Origin of the sequence: Alkalihalobacillus sp. MEB130, from assembly GCF_032335535.1 — a bacterium.
Lineage (GTDB): Bacteria > Bacillota > Bacilli > Bacillales > Bacillaceae_D > Halalkalibacter.
The window spans coordinates 102,896-121,534 of sequence record NZ_JAOANA010000015.1; the positions used below are offsets into that span (position 1 = coordinate 102,896).

Annotated in this window: 17 protein-coding genes, 1 pseudogene and 1 riboswitch; of the genes and pseudogenes, 6 read left to right on the plus strand and 12 right to left on the minus strand. The window is 37.9% G+C overall.

The genetic code is table 11. From position 1 onward, the window contains the following. Positions 1-19: 19 nt before the first annotated feature. Positions 20-1,804, minus strand: a complete 1,785-nt coding sequence (gene thiC / locus N0O92_RS15665) for a phosphomethylpyrimidine synthase ThiC (RefSeq protein ID WP_315615602.1) — start codon at positions 1,802-1,804, stop codon at positions 20-22. A gap of 134 nt (positions 1,805-1,938) precedes the next feature. Continuing rightward, a riboswitch (TPP riboswitch) is annotated at positions 1,939-2,053 on the minus strand. Between the two features lie 163 nt (positions 2,054-2,216). Here thiC and N0O92_RS15670 point away from each other — a divergent pair. Then, entirely contained in the window at positions 2,217-3,185 is a 969-nt protein-coding gene (locus N0O92_RS15670; protein ID WP_315615603.1) for a 2-hydroxyacid dehydrogenase, read from the plus strand. On the opposite strand, the pseudogene N0O92_RS23900 reads toward N0O92_RS15670, so the two are convergent. The 4 genes and pseudogenes from N0O92_RS23900 to N0O92_RS15690 all read right to left on the minus strand — a co-directional run. Then, a pseudogene (locus tag N0O92_RS23900) lies at positions 3,182-3,560 on the minus strand (transposase); the annotation flags it as partial. The gene N0O92_RS15670 and the pseudogene N0O92_RS23900 overlap by 4 nt on opposite strands. A gap of 603 nt (positions 3,561-4,163) precedes the next feature. Beyond that, a complete protein-coding gene (locus N0O92_RS15680; RefSeq protein WP_315615604.1) occupies positions 4,164-4,478 on the minus strand; it encodes a hypothetical protein in 315 nt (104 codons plus the stop codon). Positions 4,479-4,603: 125 nt separating this feature from the next. Beyond that, complete coding sequence (ssuE, locus tag N0O92_RS15685; protein ID WP_315615605.1) at positions 4,604-5,146, minus strand: NADPH-dependent FMN reductase; 543 nt, start codon at positions 5,144-5,146, stop codon at positions 4,604-4,606. A gap of 106 nt (positions 5,147-5,252) precedes the next feature. Next, complete coding sequence (locus N0O92_RS15690) at positions 5,253-6,311, minus strand: DUF3900 domain-containing protein (RefSeq protein ID WP_315615606.1); 1,059 nt, start codon at positions 6,309-6,311, stop codon at positions 5,253-5,255. A 146-nt stretch (positions 6,312-6,457) separates the two neighbouring features. Here N0O92_RS15690 and N0O92_RS15695 point away from each other — a divergent pair, with 146 nt between their 5' ends. Further along, positions 6,458-7,885: a hypothetical protein gene (locus N0O92_RS15695; protein WP_315615607.1), complete on the plus strand. Its 1,428-nt coding sequence runs from the start codon at positions 6,458-6,460 to the stop codon at positions 7,883-7,885. 58 nt (positions 7,886-7,943) lie between these two features. On the opposite strand, the gene N0O92_RS15700 is transcribed toward N0O92_RS15695, so the two are convergent. Further along, positions 7,944-8,606 carry a potassium channel family protein gene (locus N0O92_RS15700; protein ID WP_315615608.1) on the minus strand — a complete coding sequence of 221 codons (663 nt, stop codon included), beginning with the start codon at positions 8,604-8,606 and terminating at the stop codon, positions 7,944-7,946. 116 nt (positions 8,607-8,722) lie between these two features. Then, positions 8,723-9,949, minus strand: coding sequence for an alanyl-tRNA editing protein (locus N0O92_RS15705; protein ID WP_315615622.1), 1,227 nt, complete (start codon positions 9,947-9,949; stop codon positions 8,723-8,725). A 116-nt stretch (positions 9,950-10,065) separates the two neighbouring features. Here N0O92_RS15705 and N0O92_RS15710 point away from each other — a divergent pair, with 116 nt between their 5' ends. Continuing rightward, entirely contained in the window at positions 10,066-10,497 is a 432-nt protein-coding gene (locus N0O92_RS15710; protein ID WP_315615609.1) for a CBS domain-containing protein, read from the plus strand. Between the two features lie 125 nt (positions 10,498-10,622). Here the strand turns inward: N0O92_RS15710 and N0O92_RS15715 are convergent, their stop codons facing one another. Then, the gene (locus N0O92_RS15715) at positions 10,623-10,823 is read right to left on the minus strand and encodes an alpha/beta-type small acid-soluble spore protein (RefSeq protein WP_315615610.1); all 201 of its coding nucleotides are present in this window, start codon (positions 10,821-10,823) and stop codon (positions 10,623-10,625) included. A gap of 166 nt (positions 10,824-10,989) precedes the next feature. Further along, positions 10,990-11,130: a hypothetical protein gene (locus N0O92_RS15720; protein WP_315615611.1), complete on the minus strand. Its 141-nt coding sequence runs from the start codon at positions 11,128-11,130 to the stop codon at positions 10,990-10,992. A 157-nt stretch (positions 11,131-11,287) separates the two neighbouring features. On the opposite strand from N0O92_RS15720, the gene N0O92_RS15725 reads away from it, so the two are divergent. Both N0O92_RS15725 and N0O92_RS15730 read left to right on the plus strand, forming a co-directional pair. Further along, on the plus strand, positions 11,288-11,692 hold the full coding sequence (locus tag N0O92_RS15725) for a DUF4395 domain-containing protein (RefSeq protein WP_315615612.1): 405 nt from the start codon (positions 11,288-11,290) through the stop codon (positions 11,690-11,692). Between the two features lie 113 nt (positions 11,693-11,805). After that, positions 11,806-13,041, plus strand: a complete 1,236-nt coding sequence (locus N0O92_RS15730; RefSeq protein ID WP_315615613.1) for an MFS transporter — start codon at positions 11,806-11,808, stop codon at positions 13,039-13,041. Between the two features lie 48 nt (positions 13,042-13,089). On the opposite strand, the gene N0O92_RS15735 is transcribed toward N0O92_RS15730, so the two are convergent. From N0O92_RS15735 to zwf, 3 genes are all read right to left on the minus strand, one after another. Continuing rightward, a complete protein-coding gene (locus N0O92_RS15735) occupies positions 13,090-13,287 on the minus strand; it encodes an alpha/beta-type small acid-soluble spore protein (protein ID WP_315615614.1) in 198 nt (65 codons plus the stop codon). A 111-nt stretch (positions 13,288-13,398) separates the two neighbouring features. Beyond that, a complete protein-coding gene (locus N0O92_RS15740) occupies positions 13,399-14,265 on the minus strand; it encodes a 5'-3' exonuclease (RefSeq protein WP_315615615.1) in 867 nt (288 codons plus the stop codon). A 75-nt stretch (positions 14,266-14,340) separates the two neighbouring features. Then, on the minus strand, positions 14,341-15,825 hold the full coding sequence (zwf, locus tag N0O92_RS15745) for a glucose-6-phosphate dehydrogenase (protein ID WP_315615616.1): 1,485 nt from the start codon (positions 15,823-15,825) through the stop codon (positions 14,341-14,343). Positions 15,826-16,935: 1,110 nt separating this feature from the next. Here zwf and N0O92_RS15750 point away from each other — a divergent pair. Beyond that, the gene (locus N0O92_RS15750; protein ID WP_315615617.1) at positions 16,936-18,345 is read left to right on the plus strand and encodes an LVIVD repeat-containing protein; all 1,410 of its coding nucleotides are present in this window, start codon (positions 16,936-16,938) and stop codon (positions 18,343-18,345) included. Positions 18,346-18,639 lie beyond the last annotated feature (294 nt).

Genomic DNA, 18,639 nt, shown 5'->3' on the forward strand with positions numbered 1-18,639 from the left:
CGTATCCCCCTTTTCGTTACTACTGATAAATCTTTCCACCAGCTTGTTTGAACTGTTCTGCTTTTTCTTGCAGTCCTTTTTCAATTGCTTCGCTCGTCTCTAATTTATTTTCCTTTGCATACTGCCGGATATCATGTGAAATTCTCATGCTGCAAAACTTTGGACCACACATGGAACAGAAATGAGCTGTCTTTGCTCCTTCAGCTGGCAACGTTTCATCATGATATTCCACTGCTCGCTCTGGATCCAATGCCAAATTAAATTGATCTTTCCAACGAAATTCAAAACGAGCCTTTGACAAAGCATCATCACGAACACGTGCACCAGGGTGCCCTTTCGCTAAATCCGCTGCATGTGCAGCAATCTTATACGTTATAACCCCTTCTCGAACATCTTCACGGTTTGGCAATCCAAGATGCTCTTTCGGTGTGACATAACATAGCATAGCCGTACCAAACCAACCAATCATTGCAGCACCAATGGCAGAAGTAATGTGATCATAACCTGGAGCGATATCTGTCGTTAATGGGCCCAATGTGTAAAATGGTGCTTCATGACACATTTCTAATTGCTTATCCATGTTCTCTTTAATTAAGTGCATAGGAACGTGTCCTGGTCCTTCTACCATTACTTGTACGTCGTGTTCCCAGGCTATTTTTGTTAATTCCCCAAGCGTTTCTAATTCGGCAAACTGGGCCTCATCATTCGCATCAGCAATCGATCCCGGACGTAGACCGTCTCCTAACGAAAAAGCAATATCATATGTTTTCATAATTTCGCAAATTTCTTCAAAATGAGTATAGAGGAAGTTCTCTTCATGGTGATATAAACACCACTGAGCCATAATCGATCCTCCTCGTGATACAATTCCCGTTAAACGCTTAGCTGTTAATGGAACATATCGAAGAAGGACGCCTGCATGAATCGTAAAATAATCTACACCTTGCTCGGCTTGTTCAATTAAGGTATCACGGTAAACTTCCCACGTAAGATCTTCTGCAATTCCTTTTACTTTCTCAAGCGCTTGGTAAAGCGGAACCGTCCCGACCGGAACTGCCGAATTACGTATAATCCACTCTCGTGTTGTATGAATATTCTTCCCAGTAGATAAGTCCATCATCGTATCTGCACCCCAACGAGTGGCCCATGTCATTTTTTCCACTTCTTCTTCAATCGAAGAAGTTACCGCAGAATTGCCAATATTCGCATTTATTTTCACGTGAAAGTTCCGTCCGATAATCATTGGCTCGGTTTCTGGATGATTAATGTTGGCTGGAATAATCGCTCTTCCTTTTGCCACTTCTTCACGAACAAAATCAGGATCAAGATTTTCTCTAATCGCAATAAACTCCATTTCTGGTGTAATGATGCCTTTTTTCGCGTAATGAAGCTGCGTAACATTTCGACCTTGTTTCGCTCGCAATGGCTTCCGCTTTAACCCAGGAAATTCATAATCATTTGCACGAGGATCATCTGCTTTTACATAACCGTTATCTTCTGGTTTCACTTTTCGGCCATCATATTCTTCTACGTCATTACGTTCGTGAATCCATTTGCTCCGTAAAGAAGGTAGTCCTCTTGTAATATCTACTTTGAAGTTATGATCCGTATAGGGACCGCTTGTATCATAGACACGTACAGGTGGATTTTCCTCTTCTCCGACCGTTCCTGTTGTGGGACTTAACTCAATTTCCCTCATTGGTACTTGTAAATCAGGCCTTGACCCTCGAACGTACACTTTCTTGCTACCTGAAAAGCTTGACATAATGGAAATGTTTTTTTCGTTTAATGATGGGGTGGACATTGATATCTCTCCTTTTTAAATAGAAAGGGCAGAATCTAGACCATAAAAGATAGGAAGAATAAGATACACATATGAAAAAGCCGGGAACCAAATATAATGGTTTGGACCCGGCTAATTGATAGAAGTATAAATTACGAAACATTCTTAAACTTCCCCACGCTGGTATGAGCCAGATCAGGTCCAAAGGGTCAACAATCTTTATCGCTCTTGTTTCTCAGCCCAACTCATTGGACTCCCCTAGTTCTTTCTATTAAATTAGTTTACATTGCCATTATATAACAAATTAGTCATGTGTCAACTATATTTTTAGATATGATTTTTCACTTTATTTCCTCTTTCCGCCTGCATTGGTACAACTAGACATTTTATGTTACAGTTTTTTATACCATTGTTATACAAGAAAGGAGTCACCATGAAACCGAATGTTTTAGTCTATATGCGAGTAGATAGCCGTGTTGTTAAAGAATTAGAGAAAGACTATGAGGTTACTATTTTTCAAAACCATGAGTACTTAGGAGATCCTCATTTTGACGATGCTTTGCAAAAAGCTGATGGAATTATCGGTCTTGCACTAAAAGTAACAAAAGAGTTATTAGATAAAGCACCTCATTTAAAAATTGTATCAAATGTTTCTGTTGGCTATGACAACTTAGATGTAGATGAACTATCAAATCGCGGAATTATGGCTACAAATACACCAGGTGTCCTAAACGACACAACAGCTGATGCTATTTTTGGATTGATGCTTGCTACAGCGCGTAGAATACCAGAATTAGATTTGTTTGTAAAATCAGGAAAGTGGGATATTTCTCTTCAACCGAATCAGTATGGAGTCGATGTTCATCACAAAACTCTTGGAATTATCGGTATGGGCAATATCGGTTGTGCCATCGCTAAGCGAGCTCACTTAGGGTTTGGAATGACTATCTTGTATCATAATCGCACTAGAAATGAGGAAGCAGAAACGTTGTACGAGGCAACTTACTGTGAATTAGACACTCTTCTTCAGCAATCTGACTTTGTTTGTTTAATGGTACCAGCAACAAAAGAAACAGAAAAAATGATTGGGACAAATGAATTTAAAAAAATGAAATCAAGCGCTATTTTTATTAACGGATCTCGAGGCAAAAATGTTGATGAAGAAGCTCTTTACAAAGCGTTAGTGAATTCTGACATTCTTGCTGCAGGAATTGATGTTTTTACACAAGAGCCAACAAGTCCTACGAATCCACTGTTGAAACTAAAAAATATTGTTACCTTGCCTCATATTGGTTCGTCCACTACTGAGTGTGAGTTTAATATGTCAAAATTAGCAGCGCTCAACTTAAAAAAAGGTCTAAACGGAGAAACACCACCTAACTTACTTACGAAGAAATTTTAACTTGCCTTATTTGTGTTAAAAAAAGGCTGGGACAAAACTAAGGTGTTTAACTGAAATATCGTGGTTGCAACCTTAATGTGCATACCAAACAGACCCGAGGATGTTGCAATTTTGAACCCGTGTCGATATTTTAATTCGCTATTTTTTGCTTCTATTTTATAACGTGACCTCACCATTTCTTTAAACTCTTCCGTTTGTTGAAATGCTTCTTGTTCAGAGTATTCTTCTGATTTAATGGTCACATAATAAGACTTTTTTTACTCCTTCTTTGTAACACCCTGCTTGAAACGGACAGACTTTGCATTTTTCAACATCAAATTGATATCGGACTCTAGCTTTATTATCTTTCCCCTTTCTTCCATCATATTTTTTTGTGAGTAGCCATAAGTTCATAAATTCCCATATATGGACTGAGTGTTATTGTTTCTTCATTTGATGTCATTAGATTCACCTACATCTATGTAATATCTAAATTATTAAATAAAATGAAAGTGAAATGTTTGATGAAAATTAAACTTCAGACTGTAGACAAAAGGCCTTTGAGTTTCATTTCTCAAAGGCCTTTTTTACGCTATTTCTCCTATTATTTTTGATTGTTGAAGAGTAGGGAATTTCTACCATTTCTACCTTTCCTCTCAACAAAGCGGACGGGATGGGAGGGCCGACTCCTGCAGGAGGGAAGGGCAGGTTGAAATCCACCGGCGCAGCCGGTTAGTTCAACGCCCGCCTGCGGAAAGCGTGCCCCCCATCCCGGGAGCGGGTCGAAGCTCCTCAAGTCCGAAATAAACGAGCACTTTTTCAGTGGCTTCATCGAAGGCAAGGGTGAGACCCCACAGTGCGTAAGCACGAGGAGGCTCACCAGCCGCCCACGGAAAGCGAAGTATATTTCCGGAGCGATTACGTGTATTAACTATCGTAGCGTCCGGATTCTCATCACCCAAAACTCTTTTGTACCGGCCTCTTTTCAGGTTAAAAGAGTTATCGATTATTTAAGTACGTCTCAAGAATCTGTTTTACATGCTCTGAATCATCTGCTTGAATTGTATAATGATCTCCTTCTAGTTTTCCTGAAATTTGTTGCACCCCTTCTTTTTTCAAGAAGTCTGTCACATCATCTACGGATTCCGACTCTGTGATAAGCACTTTTTTGCCTACAAATTCATTATTCACATAAATGTCGTACGCATCGTGAGCTTCTTTTATTGCCGTTGTGTCAGCACCTGAATGAAAAAAACCTAGAAGCGGAAACGCTTGAGCTCCACTTCCTCCACCCGTATTTGTTGTATTAAACATGAAATCACTCCTTTAATCATAAGTTTTCACATTTTTAACCGATCTATGTAAAAAACGAAACCTAGACAATAAGAGGGCTGAAAAAGGTAGGATTCACCTTTTTCAGCCCTCTTCATTCTTACCTTTTACGATTGTTTGTTTATTTCTGTAACTAAAGCAGCAAATGACCTCTCTAACCGCTCTTTAGCTTCTTGTTCAATTGATGTACTTCCGTCTTCTCCACGAACAACACATGTATCTAACGTATAGACACCTTTGACCATATTTTGAGCACCTAATGAAGCTAAGACAGGCTTCAAGCTATAATCAATGGCTAATAAGTGAGAGATAGTACCACCAAGCATTAATGGTAAAACGATTTTATTTTCTAGTCCTTTTTGTGGAAGTAAATCCAAATATGTTTTTAATATTCCAGTAAAAGAAGCTTTGTATACTTGGCTAGCCACAATAACAGCGTCTGCTTCTTCTACTTTTTTATTTGCAGCTACAACCGCCTCACTATCAAACTTAGCTAAAATTAAATCCTCAGCTGGAATATCGATCACATGCAATTCTTCCACATCTAACCCTTTTTCTGTTAGATAACTACTTGCATAATCCACAATTCCTTTTAATCTGGTTGTTTTAGAAGGTCCTCCTGAAATAATTACGATTTTTGCCAATGTCATCACACTCCTACCGTTATCTTGTCAACTATTTGAAATTTCATAAAGGAAATAACTACCTTTAACTCTAGGTACTCCCTGCCAAAATGTCAAACTATATGGTTTGTCTTCACTCTTTTCCAATTTTCCTCAATACCTCATCTAAAGGCTCTGGCTTTAAAAACTCTACCGGTGATACCCCTTTTTCAAATGTAAATGAGTCGCCTTCTATCACAATCACATATCGTCCATTCACTTTCGCAATATGAAGAGATTCTCCAAAATCGGATAACATCGCCTTCACATCAATATGGTCAAGCTTCAGTTTTAGAGGAATCTCTGGCTGGTGCTCAATAATAGGAGCAGACGCTTCCACGACCTGCTCTGGTGTCCACTTCTCCTGCATTTCACGAACTGGTGTGTTCGACCAAGCTTCGATGTACTCTTCTTCTTGCTGACGCTCAGGACTCTCTTCTTGGTATGTTTCGGCAATATGCTGTTGGGCCATTTGAATGACTTGTGTCTTCACAATTTCAGGCATGGATTGATGATACTCCACGAACTTTAAGAAATCCTCAAAATACCTCGCATGAGAGGATTGATGAATTTTTAGCTCCCATTCTTCAAGCATCCCCTCTTCCGGCATGTAGGGGTATTGGATCGATTTCATATTTTTCGTTGTAATCGCTCGTTCCACGTTTCGAATCATTGTTTTTTCATCGGTAATAGTAGCAACTTTTTGTTCGAAGTCACATTTTAAGATGAACACGAATGGTTCATCAAAATATTTATTAAATTTAGCTCGAATGACAAGCAATGCTCCCCCTCTTATCGCACTTGTATCCATATAGGCACGCACTAACTCTTCACTGCTATTTTTAAAGTCATCGGGCGAATCAGCTGAACGAATTCGGTGAAACAAATTATAATTTGGATTCGTTTCTAAATCATACCCTGGCTCAACAATAAACCGGCCAATTTTAGTAGGAACGGATTCCGATTTCGGATTTCGTTCAACTTTTCTTTTTGTCACTTTCATAAGTTCACCGTCAAGGAAATCCTTTAACGCGCTTTCTATGTACATCGCTTCATCTAACGTTTGATAATGCTTATATTTTTTATCTGCTTGTTCACCTTGTCCTTCAACTTGAACAACAAAAAAAGATAAATAATTTATTGAGAAATCCATTCAATCACCCTTGTCTTCTAGTCAACGTTCGTTATTATATCATTGTTTCGTTTCTCTGTCTTTCCATCGTTTTATTCACAGTATTCTGGGCTTTCGCATAGGATGATATCGTTTCTTCTAAAATCCGTAAAAAGGAGATTAGAACTATGGAATTAACATTCGCACATTGGTTGTATTTAGTCGGAACGTGTCTCATTATTATAACAATGTTAGTTAGACAAAATGTTGTTGTACCTGCAATTGTAATGAGTTTCCTTATAGGATGGGTGTATAACGATTCTTTCTTAAGCGGTCTTCAAGCTATTTTCCAAGCCAGTTTGACAGCCGCTGGTGAGCTGTTTCATATTTTCTTAATCATTGCCATTATGACCGCGTTGCTTCGCTCTTTAAAATCGATAGGCTCTGATGAACAAATGGTGATTCCCTTTCAGAAAGTCATGAAAAATGGCCATCTTTCTTTCTGGATTTTAGTGATTGTAACGTATTCACTATCACTGTTTTTCTGGCCAGCACCAGCCGTCCCGCTTATAGGGGCTTTGCTCATCCCGGTTGCTATTAAAGCGGGGCTACCTCCTATCGGGGCTGCGTTAGCGATCTCATTAGCTGGTCACGGAATGGCATTGTCGTCTGATTATGTCTTACAAGTAGCACCTGGCCTAACCGCTTCCACTTCAGGAATAGAAGCTTCGGCTGTCGCTGATCAGGCGTTACTTTTATCCATTCTTTCAGGAATGATCGCCTTAACGATTGCATATTTTATGATACGAAAATCAATCGTGTCTCCCGCAAAAGAAAATGTTACAAATTGGGAAAATAGTGGTGACAAAGATAGCAACATACAGGTTGATGAAATTGAAGTAAAAAAGGGAAAGCATAGCAAAGTTTTCGCTGCTCTCGTACCATCAACATTTTTGATTATTGTTTTGTATGTTGTTCTTGCTACATTTTCAACTGCCATTCCAGCCATTGAAGACGGGGCAGGTGCATCTATTATTGGCGGGGCTGCTATCCTGCTCTTAATAGCCATTGCTCTATTCCGCGATTATAGAAAAACATTAAAGGAAGTAAGTGATCACATCGTCAATGGCTTTGTATTTGCATTTAAAGTGATGGGCCTCGTTATCCCAATTGCTGGTTTTTTCTTTATGGGAAGTGGAGATTTCTCTGCCAGCATTTTAGGGGTAGATGATCCGACTCATGCTCCTGCTTTTTTATTTGATTTAGTAGAAGCAAGTCAACACGCCATTCCGGATAATGTGTTTATTACTGGTTTTGGAATACTCTTGCTTGGGATGATCTCTGGCCTTGATGGTTCTGGTTTTTCAGGACTTCCATTAATTGGTTCTTTATCCGATGCATTCGCAGGTTCTCTAGGGATAGATCCCGCCACATTGGCTGCGATTGGTCAAATGGGCGCCATTTGGGTTGGTGGCGGAACATTAGTTGCTTGGTCTCCTATTATTGCCATTGCTGGCTTTGCCAAGATCAATGTCATTGATTTAGTCCGTAAAAGCTTCATTCCTGTTTTCATAGCACTAACAATTACAACGGTAGTCGCTTTGCTTTTCCTATAATGCATAAACAAAACGAGAGCACTGGAAAGGTAAATTCTTACCTTTCCAGTGCTCCTAGTTACATCCCCTCATCTTCAAACCGCTTTAAGTCGTTTTTATGCCCTATTACAACAAGCATATCCTTCTCTTGAATAATCTCATTAGGTAATGGAGACACATTGATTTGTTCTCCTCGTTTGATGGCTAAAATGGTACATCCGTACCTAGCTCGGATGTGTAAATCAACAAGTGATTTATTATTAATTTTTTTCGTAGCTAATAGCTCAACAATGCTATACTCATCAGATAATTCAATATAGTCTACAATTTTTTCAGAATGTAAATGTTGAGCAGTTCTAATGCCCATATCATGTTCGGGATGAATAATGCGGTCTGCGCCAATTTTTTCTAAAACTTTGTGATGATAAGCATTTTGCGCTTTGACCCAAACATTCGGAACATCCATCTCCTTTAACAATAAAGTCGTTAAAATGCTTGTTTGAATATCATCGCCAATGGCTACTATAACATATTCAAAATTGCGGATCCCAAGAGTCTTTAATGCTTTTTCATCCGTTGAATCAGCAATAACTGCATGTGTCGCAAACGTAGCAAACTCATTTACTTTTTGTTCTCGATTATCTATGGCCAAAACTTGATGCCCCATGTTATATAGTTCCTTACAAATACTACCCCCAAAGCGACCGAGCCCAATTACTGCGAACTGCTTTTTTACAGCCATAACTCCCCACTCCTTTTTTAAGCCCCGATAAAACTATCTCAAATAAGAATCGCTAACGAGGAGATCTGCAAATCCTCCCCTCACCGTTCTACCTAGATGCCAAAGACGGTCCGGGATCATTTTTCTAAATGATATGCCAATGAATCTTTAGTGTGATCAGCTTGACTCGCGGTTTTTACAAGTCGTTCTAAAAAGTCAGACGCTGTTAATGTAGCTTCTCCTCCTCCTTGAACAAGACATTCGTTTCCTCCGCCTTTTCCCGAAATGGTTGGAAGTTCTTTTAAAATCGGGTCTTTACAAGGATAAGCAGATTTTCCCCCTCTCGCTCCAACTATCTGCAACCGGTTTTCATTTTCTGACACAAAGAATACCGTACAAGTTGCTCTCTGCTTCGTAACCATTTGCGCTAGTTTTTGTAACTCTTTTATCGTTCGTTCTTGATACACTCGACCGATAAGCAATTCATCTACTTCGAGGATTTCTTTTGCCTCGTAAGTTAACAATTCCTCTTTCAGAATTTCAATAGACTTTGCCAAATCCTTTTCTTTTGCCATTCGTTTTTCAATCACCTGTGGAAGGTCTTGTTCAGGTGCGCTCACTAAACCAGTTAAAGTAAGCAAAATTTGTTGCTTTTGATCAAATTGAGTTAAAACTCGATTTCCGCAAATAAAATACACTCGAATGCCGTTTTTTTGTCTTTCCCAGTACAAAACTTTAATAGAACCTACTTCATTTGTCGAAGTAGGATGTGTTCCACCACAAGCGTTATCATCAAAATTAGTAATCATAACAAGCCGAATGTTCTCTGTTACAGATGGATCTTTCCTTAATTGATACTGAGAAAGCTCTTCTTTTTGAACCCATCTAGTTTCAATTGGACGGTTCTCTAAGATAATCTCATTTGACAGTGTAACGGCTTCTTTGACTTGATCTGTTGTCAGTTCCTGTGTATGTAAATCAATAGTTGAAATCTCCGTTCCAAGATGAAAGCTTACTGTTTCTAATTGAAATAACTGAGCAAAGGCAGCTGATAAAATATGTTGTCCAGTATGTTGTTGCATATGATCAAACCGTCTTTCCCAATTTATCTTTGCTTGTACGATTTCTCTTGTTTCTAGCGGACTTGATACAAAGTGACGAATCTCCCCTTCTATTTCCTCTACTTTTTGTACAGTAAGATGTTGGATGGTGCCCGTATCAAAAGGTTGGCCCCCACCTGTTGGATAAAAAGCAGTCTCATTTAAGACAACATACCAGTTTCCCTCATGATCTTGTTCTTGTTTTACTACTTTCGCGTAAAATTCCTTCTGATATACATCTTGGTAATACAATTTATGAACCATTTTCACGCTTGATTCCTCCTCTAACCTTCCTTTTTCATGTGTATATCTTATCATTTTAGAACATCGGTATAAATAATGTAAGGCAAGAGATACTCTACTTGAAAGGAGTGTTTAACATGTCACAAAACTTACAAGACATTATGTCAAAAGACGTTATTACGGTTCAAGCGGATCAAACGATTCAAGAAGCTGCTGAAATGATGAAATCAAACGATATTGGTTCAATTCCGGTAGTAAGAAACGGTGAACTTGTTGGTATTATAACTGACAGAGACATTACCATTCGTGCTACGGCAAGCGGAGAAGATTCTCATGCCTCTGTTGAGGAATGTATGTCCACTAACTTAACGGTTGCCTCTCCTTCAACTGATCCTCATGAAGCTGCAAACATGATGGCACAACATCAAATTCGTCGTTTGCCTGTTGTAGAGAATGGGAAAATTATTGGGATGGTAGCAATAGGAGACTTAGCTACGGTGAACATTTATGAAAACGAAGCTGGAGAAGCTCTTTCTGACATTTCAGAGCATCACCACGATTTATCGTAAGGGTTGATCATGCCTGCTAGTATTTCTAGCAGGTTTTTTTGTTGTCACAGCATGAAGAACTTCCTCTTTTATTCGACCTAAAAAGCAGCTTAAACTCGTTGTTTAAGCTGCTTGGCCATCTTTATTTATTTTTCATATCCACGAAACTGTTGTTCAGCTTGTTGAACAAGGCGCTTAGTGATCTCACCACCAACAGACCCGTTAGAACGAGACGTTTCATCAGAGCCTAATTTCACACCAAACTCTTGGGCAATCTCGTACTTCATTTGATCTAACGCTTGTTCCACTCCAGGAACTAATAGCTTGTTGCTACTGTTGTTTGCCATTTTGTATCACCTCGCTTTTTTCTTTGTACTAACTATCGTGTGTAATGATTCATAAGTTATGTACATCAATGACTGGCAATGTTTTCAATGGACTAAAAAAGAAAAGACCCTTTCGGACAAGGGTCTTTTCTGAGTCAAACTATGTGTAAGCCGAATTTCAATTATGTTATTTATTGTTCTTACGATTCTTACGATTGTTACGGTTGTTTAGATCTTGTGCATCATTTTCTTCTGCAAATTCAACATTTGCATTTTCTACTTCTGCATTATTGTTGTTGTTTTTATTGTTTTTATTACGCTTAGCCATTGATATCACCTCCTTAGCCAAGATTATTATTACCGAACGTGAAGAAAAGCATTCCTCATTTTTTTGTAATTTTCCCCATATTATAATTAGGTAATCGAAATAAATGCATGATTGTCACAGTTGTTATATAATATACATAAGTAAGGAGGTTGTTTTTATGGGTATTCCAAAACCACTCGTACAAACGAATCAATTGTTTATCGTACTTAGCGTTGTGCTTGCTCTATTAGTTTCTAATTGGATTTTGCTTATTCCTTTTTTAATAGGTGTTATCACACTAATAACAAGGCGTAATCCAATAATGGTACTTGGATATACATTCCTTAACAAAGATAAAGAGCATTATGTTTTAGAGGACCCAGATCAACAAATCTTTAATCAATGGATTGCAACGATTTGTTTAGGTTTGTCTTTTTTGTTCTTTCGATTAGGTTATGTAGGTGGCGGTTATTTCTTTAGTATCATGGTTATGGCGGCTGCAGGTATTGCTTTGCTCGGATATTGTATCGGTTGTACGATTCGATACCGATATATGATGTGGAAGCATAAACGTCTTAATTAAATACGAAGAAGACTATCTTAAGAAATAACAGATAGTCTTTTTTTCAACCACATAACTGCGCAGCATGATATAATTTATGTAAATATTTCGTATATAGAAAGAAGGATGCTAGCATGCAAGCTCAGCAAAAACAACTTAATGAGGGTGTTCCAGAACAAAAAACAGCATATCGAATTCTACTTATTATTGGCTTTGTTCACCTTCTTAACGACGCAATTCAATCCCTCGTGCCTGCCATGTTTCCGATATTGCAACAATCAATGGGGTTAACGTTTACCCAACTTGGACTCATTGCCTTCGCATTAAATCTTACCTCTTCTCTCATCCAACCACTAGTTGGAACGTTTACAGATCGAAAGCCTTCTCCATACGCATTACCGATTGGGCTTTGCTTTACTTTCATCGGAGTTCTTGGAATCGCCTTTGCCCCTTCGTTTTTGTTTGTCGTTTTATCGGTTATTTTTATCGGATTAGGCTCTGCTACCTTTCATCCAGAAGGCTCTCGTGTAGCTTATATGGCTGCTGGAGGGCGTCGAGGATTAGCGCAGTCCATTTATCAAGTAGGAGGGAACGCCGGGCAAGCCCTTGCACCGTTAATAACAGCACTCATTCTCGTTCCACTTGGACAGTTCGGCTCAATTTGGTTTACCATTTTAGCAGCGATCGCGATTGGACTCTTATTCTATATAGCAAGATGGTATTCTGAACAAATATCATCTAACACATTGTCAACTAAACCAAAAAAGACTATAGCTCACAATAAGGATCAAAACAAAAAGAAGAAAACAATTATTATGGCCATTTGCTTGCTCGTCTTTCTTGTCTTTGCTCGTTCATGGTTTCATGCGGGCATGACAAACTTTTATTCGTTTTACTTAATTGAACAGTACCAAATGTCTATTGGGCAAGCGCAAGTTTACTTGTTTATCTTTTTAGCTTTTGGGGCAATCGGAACATTTGCTGGTGGGCCACTTGCTGACCGGTATGGAAAAAGAAATATCATTATGCTTTCCATGTTAGGTTCAGCACCATTAACTCTAATCTTGCCACATATCGGGCCGGTTCTTATTTATCCACTCATCGCTATCATAGGATTTATCATTTTATCTAGTTTTTCTGTCTCTGTAGTATACGCACAGGAACTTGTACCAGGCAGAATCGGAATGGTTTCAGGCCTTATTGTAGGCCTTGCATTTGGAATGGGAGCTGTTGGGTCAATTGGACTTGGGCTGCTTGCCGACGCCATTGGGTTAACCAGTACGATATTAATCGTCGTTACCCTTCCATTAATTGGAATACTCACACTCTTCTTACCTTCTGATAAGTGGATCGCTGAAAACAATTCATAAAAAAAACAGCTTGATGGTTCCAAAATGGAACTTCAAGCTGTTTTAAATTTAAAATGTTGCGCCACCAAACTGTTGTTCAGCTTGTTGAACTAATCGCTTAGTGATTTCTCCGCCAACAGAACCGTTAGCTCGAGCCGTTGCATCTGCACTTAATTGAACACCAAACTCTTGTGCAATTTCATACTTCATTTGATCCAATGCTTGTACCACACTTGGTACTAGAAGTTGATTATTGCTGTTTGCCATTCTTGATCACCTCGCTTTGTTCATTTTCATTTGCTATTATGTGAGCATGAAAAGAAAATATGTCAAGGACGTGAGGATTTGTTTCATAAGTTTGGAGAAATGTAAGTTTTATTATAGTAATATTTGCTCTAAATTTTTAAGCTCTAATTCTTTAAATTTATTGCTCATTTTTTGTTGATCTATTTGGAAGATCGCATCTTCTAACGAACATGTAACGTCTACTTCACAATTGATTGTGGCTAGTTGACGGCATAAATGCAGCATATCCAATTCATCTTCAATTTTCTTTCGTTGCGCCTTTGTCAACGTGGATATATTTTCTAAAATTCCTTCAATGGTGCCATGTGTTTGAAGAAGACGTAGTGCTGTTTTTTCGCCGATTCCTTTTACTCCTGGGTAATTATCACTACTATCTCCCATTAGTGCCTTCAGATCAATCATTTGAGCTGCCTTTATCCCTTTTTCCTTAAAGAACCTGTCTTCATCAAATATATCATAATTCCCATATCCCTTTTTTAACAGGATGACAGAAATATTTTTGGATAATAATTGTAGAATATCTTGATCACCCGTTAAAATAGCTACTTCTGTATGTTCACTTATTTGCTTAGATAACGTCCCTATGCAATCATCTGCCTCGAATCGTTCTAACCCAACATTAGGTATGTCTAATTTATCCACGACTTCTTTTACTAGATCAAATTGTGGTATTAGTTCGACAGGCGGTTCGCCTCTATTTGCCTTATATTCTGGATACAACTCTGTCCGATATGTCTTACTTCCCATATCCCAACAGCAAATCACGTGACTCGGCTTATGAACATTAACAGCTGTAAATAGATGTTTCACAAATCCGTGAATCGCATTTGTCGGAACACCTTTGCTATTTACCATGTAATACCCGCTCATTGCCGTGGCATAGAAAGCTCGAAATAATAAAGCCATTCCGTCAACTAGCAGTACTTTTTTGTTTTCCATTTCAATTCCCCTCTTCTACAAACGTAAAAGACATGTGAATGCGAGACACATGTCTTTTACTTCAGATATTATCATTTATCCTCTTGTCGTGATTGGCCACCAGTGGAAACCGTCATCTGCAAGTAACTTATCTGCTTGTTTCGGTCCCATTGAACCAGCTTCGTACGTTGCTACTTCAACGTCACGACTTTCCCAAGCTTTAGATATTGTATCAATAAATGTCCACGATAAATCAACTTCATCCCAATGCGCAAAATTGGTAGCATCACCCAACATACAATCATGTATTAATCGCTCATACGCTTCAGGTGTATTAGAAGTATCTACACAATCATGACAATAATCAAGTTGTACAGGAGTAGTTTCTCCTGATGTCCCAACTTTTTTCCCATTAAGTTGTAGCGTTATGCCTTCGTCCGGTTGGATAGAAATTTCAAGTAGATTTGAGTATCGATCCGAATTTTCATTGTAATATAAATTCATCGGTCTATCTTTAAATTGAATAACGATTTTCGTTGATTTTTGAGTCATGCGCTTTCCAGTACGAATATAAAAAGGAACTCCTGCCCAACGATGGTTATCAATTAAAATCTTACCAGCTACATACGTCTCCGTAATAGAATTCGGATCAACGTTCTTTTCGCTACGGTATCCTTTTACTTCTTCACCATCAATAATTCCCTTATCATATTGACCTCTTACAAAATAATTTGGTGTTTCTTCAACGGAAAAGTTCCGTAAAGCACGCAAAACTTTAATTTTCTCGCTTCTAATTTCATCAGTAGTCAACCGAATTGGAGGATCCATAGCTAACAACGACACCATTTGCAACATATGATTTTGAACCATGTCACGAAGTGCTCCCGATGTCTCATAATATCCACCACGATCTTCGACTCCTAATGTCTCGCTAGATGTAATTTGAATGTTAGATATGTATTGATTATTCCATAACGGTTCAAAGATGGCATTTGCAAAGCGAATAACTTCAATGTTTTGCACCATATCTTTTCCTAAATAATGATCAATTCTGTAAATCTCATCCTCAGAAAAAGCCTGACGAATTTCGTTATTTAATTTCTCCGCCGAAGGTAAATCACGACCGAATGGTTTCTCAATAATTAATCTTGTCCAGCCTGTTGTCTCCGTTACTTTTTCAGATTTTAAGTTGGACGCGATGGTACCAAAGTACTCTGGGGACATAGCCATATAAAAAATGCGATTCCCTGGAATAGAGTATTTTTCTTCTAAATTTGTCAACATCGTATCAAGCTCACGATACGATTCTTTATTGGTCACATCAAAAGGAAGATAATAAAAATGCGCACAAAATCTTTGAATCGTCTCAGGGTCTTCATCTGAAGGCAAAGAATTTGTAATATTTTCTCTCAGTGTATCATCTGACCAATCTCTTCTTGCAACTCCGACAACAGCGAAGTTTTCTGATAGTTTACCCGCCTTATACAACTTAAAAATGGACGGAAATAACTTTCTTTTTGCTAAGTCTCCTGTTACTCCAAAAATAACAAAAGCTGTTTTAGGATTCTCTATGTTTTTCATTCGTCCAGCCTCTCTTTACGTGGTTACTCTCTTCTCCTATTAAGTAAAGTAACGCAAACTTACACACTAAGTCAACTTTCGAAACTCGTTAACCTCATTTTTTCCAATCAAATAATAAATTAACCACGTGTATGAAGAAGTGGTTTTTTTATAAAAGACTGGAAAAGGTAGTTGCTTTCCAACATCACTTTACAACTTAAAAAATGATTCTTTTGTAATTTTTTATTATATTAAACGAAACCTATAGCACAGTCCAGCTCCTTTTTCTTTGTTGTAAAAAATAATATCCCCAATATCGTACTATATCATCAGCTATGATCAGAATTTAGCCGTCACTTTTCAAAACAGTTTAATGAATTACGTACCTACATTTTTAATACAACTCAAGGATCCTAAAAAGTATCCTCTGTTAACTATATGCAATTATTTCAAGTATGCTCACGTTTGACATTATACTATAAAAGTAAATTTTCATAGATATAGGGATTATCTTCACAAAATAATTTTTAGATTATAACCTTTTTCTTTCAGGATATTTACTTATTATAGCTTCAAATTAGAAAACAATAAATGAAAATTTTTCGAATTTTTCATATTCTCATCCCTCCTCATACTTTCCTACTCAAAAAGAACTATAATTCTTTACTGAAATTTACACATTTATCGATTCTATTTTTTAAAAGAAAATTTCTCTATCATTTCGACTACATCACTTACAAAACATTCTCATTTTCGACAAAATTACATTTTTTTCACCTCTCTTGTTTTTTCATATCCAACTTTCGTATGAAATGTAGCATCGGTTCATTTTGAGTTATACTTATTAGAAGAATTCCCTTAGATTTACGAAGTAATATGAAAATAAGAAAAAAGATAGCTTTTAATGTTTTTTTAAATCAATCAATCTACCTAGTCTACAGTGTTATAAACCAGTTCTTTAGTGTCCCTAAATGTTCAATTAACTTACAAACTTGCGCCAATTACTAGGTCCATACATATAGACATTTCCCTCAAAATTTCATTGCTTCAAATTGGGCATATAGTCAAAGTTCTAAAACTTGTTTTATAATCCGTGTTGTAACGCACTAACAAAAATTGGGAGGGGTTTCATTGAAAAAGAAGAATCTACTAATTACTACAGCACTTGTTGGAACAATGACATTCGGAGGAGTGGCACCAACGCTTGCCCATGATGCTCTCGGTTCAGATATTAACAAAGGAGAACGAATTGTATTTTCAAATGAAGATTTACAAAAGTTAGCTAGTAGTAAGTTAGATGGAACGAAGAATGTTGGGAACTTTACAGAAGCTGCTGCGGTTCAAATAAGCGAGTTAAACGGGGTTCAAAATAACAGTGCCGATGTGTACGCACATAAAGGATATGCTTATTTAGGTACTCATACTGCTAACGGAGCAAATGGAGGCATACGTGTGTTTGATTTGAAAGATCCAACCAATCCAGTGGAAGTTGCGGTCTTTGCAAATGAAATTCCAAACACATGGCAAGAAAAAGTGATTGTAAAAACGGTCAACACGCCACATTTTAAAGGTGACTTAGCAGCGGTTAGCGTGCAGCAAACTTCTCGTAACAATACAAATAGACCCAATAGTAAGGGCGGCGTTTTACTATATGATGTTACCGACCCAACAAATCCAACCAAATTAGGCTTTTATGAACTCGACAGGCGCATTACAGGTACACACGAACTATATTTAACGACGCAAGGAAATCAAGCACTCGTTTTAGCATCTAGCCCTTATGCAGATTATTACACAAATGGCGAGCAAGAAGACTTCCAAATCATTGATGTATCTGACCCAACAAACCCTAATAAATTATGGGGATGGGATCCGAGAGAATTAGAAGAAATTCCTGAATCATTCAACGGATATCATTGGTATGCCCCAGACGGTCATACAAGACCTGTTTTTAACCACAGTGTCATAACGGATAACAATGCTCAGTATGCTTATGTATCGATGTGGGATTTAGGAACTGTTATTTTTGATATAAAGGATCCTGAAAATCCAAAATACGTTGGTAGAACTGATTATCGAGACGATCAAAAAGGAGCCGCTCACTCAGCTGCATTAGCTAGAGGTGGTAATATTCTCATAGAAACACGTGAAGTTTCAAATCCTCATGGAGCAAGATATGAAAGTGCATATGGTTACACACGAATTTTTAATATAAAAGATAAGTCAAATCCTGTTTTATTAAGTGAATTCACAACAGATTTAACATATGACTTTTCTAATCCTGTTAATACATTTGCTAAAACGGTTCACGATCCAAAAGTTCGTGGAAATACATTATACTTATCTTATTATTCAGGTGGAGTCGTTATGGTTGATATTACAGACCCAAGTAATCCAACTCAAATAGGCCAATATACACCTAATGAAGCAGATGTTTGGGGCGTGTTTGTTGACCGAAATTACATTTTAGCTTCCGATATGGGACAAGGATTAAAAGTATTAACTAGAGGAAACCGAACTAACAATGGTCAGGGACGTTAATTCACGTCTAAGATAAGACTGGGACAAAAGAGTTTTGGGTGATGAGAAATCCGAACGCTACGATAGGTAATGCTTGTAATCGCTCCGGAAATATACTTCGCTTTCCGTGGGCGGCTGGTGAGCCTCCTCGTGCTTACGCACTGTGGGGTCTCACCCTTGCCTTCGATGAGGCCACTGAAAAACTTCCGTTTTTCTTTGCTTAATAAGAAGCTAAATAAAAAAAGGCAATTTCTATCCATTATTGGATGAGAAGTTGCCTCTTTTCCTCTTTATTTTCCTATTCATTTTCTCTCA

What these genes read in the sequence shown, in the direction of transcription:
- thiC (WP_315615602.1), bottom strand. Translation starts at nt 1,804, where the DNA reads ATGTCCACCCCATCATTAAACGAAAAAAACATTTCCATTATGTCAAGC.
- N0O92_RS15670 (WP_315615603.1), top strand. Translation starts at nt 2,217, where the DNA reads ATGAAACCGAATGTTTTAGTCTATATGCGAGTAGATAGCCGTGTTGTT.
- N0O92_RS15680 (WP_315615604.1), bottom strand. Translation starts at nt 4,478, where the DNA reads ATGTTTAATACAACAAATACGGGTGGAGGAAGTGGAGCTCAAGCGTTT.
- ssuE (WP_315615605.1), bottom strand. Translation starts at nt 5,146, where the DNA reads ATGACATTGGCAAAAATCGTAATTATTTCAGGAGGACCTTCTAAAACA.
- N0O92_RS15690 (WP_315615606.1), bottom strand. Translation starts at nt 6,311, where the DNA reads ATGGATTTCTCAATAAATTATTTATCTTTTTTTGTTGTTCAAGTTGAA.
- N0O92_RS15695 (WP_315615607.1), top strand. Translation starts at nt 6,458, where the DNA reads ATGGAATTAACATTCGCACATTGGTTGTATTTAGTCGGAACGTGTCTC.
- N0O92_RS15700 (WP_315615608.1), bottom strand. Translation starts at nt 8,606, where the DNA reads ATGGCTGTAAAAAAGCAGTTCGCAGTAATTGGGCTCGGTCGCTTTGGG.
- N0O92_RS15705 (WP_315615622.1), bottom strand. Translation starts at nt 9,949, where the DNA reads ATGGTTCATAAATTGTATTACCAAGATGTATATCAGAAGGAATTTTAC.
- N0O92_RS15710 (WP_315615609.1), top strand. Translation starts at nt 10,066, where the DNA reads ATGTCACAAAACTTACAAGACATTATGTCAAAAGACGTTATTACGGTT.
- N0O92_RS15715 (WP_315615610.1), bottom strand. Translation starts at nt 10,823, where the DNA reads ATGGCAAACAACAGTAGCAACAAGCTATTAGTTCCTGGAGTGGAACAA.
- N0O92_RS15720 (WP_315615611.1), bottom strand. Translation starts at nt 11,130, where the DNA reads ATGGCTAAGCGTAATAAAAACAATAAAAACAACAACAATAATGCAGAA.
- N0O92_RS15725 (WP_315615612.1), top strand. Translation starts at nt 11,288, where the DNA reads ATGGGTATTCCAAAACCACTCGTACAAACGAATCAATTGTTTATCGTA.
- N0O92_RS15730 (WP_315615613.1), top strand. Translation starts at nt 11,806, where the DNA reads ATGCAAGCTCAGCAAAAACAACTTAATGAGGGTGTTCCAGAACAAAAA.
- N0O92_RS15735 (WP_315615614.1), bottom strand. Translation starts at nt 13,287, where the DNA reads ATGGCAAACAGCAATAATCAACTTCTAGTACCAAGTGTGGTACAAGCA.
- N0O92_RS15740 (WP_315615615.1), bottom strand. Translation starts at nt 14,265, where the DNA reads ATGGAAAACAAAAAAGTACTGCTAGTTGACGGAATGGCTTTATTATTT.
- zwf (WP_315615616.1), bottom strand. Translation starts at nt 15,825, where the DNA reads ATGAAAAACATAGAGAATCCTAAAACAGCTTTTGTTATTTTTGGAGTA.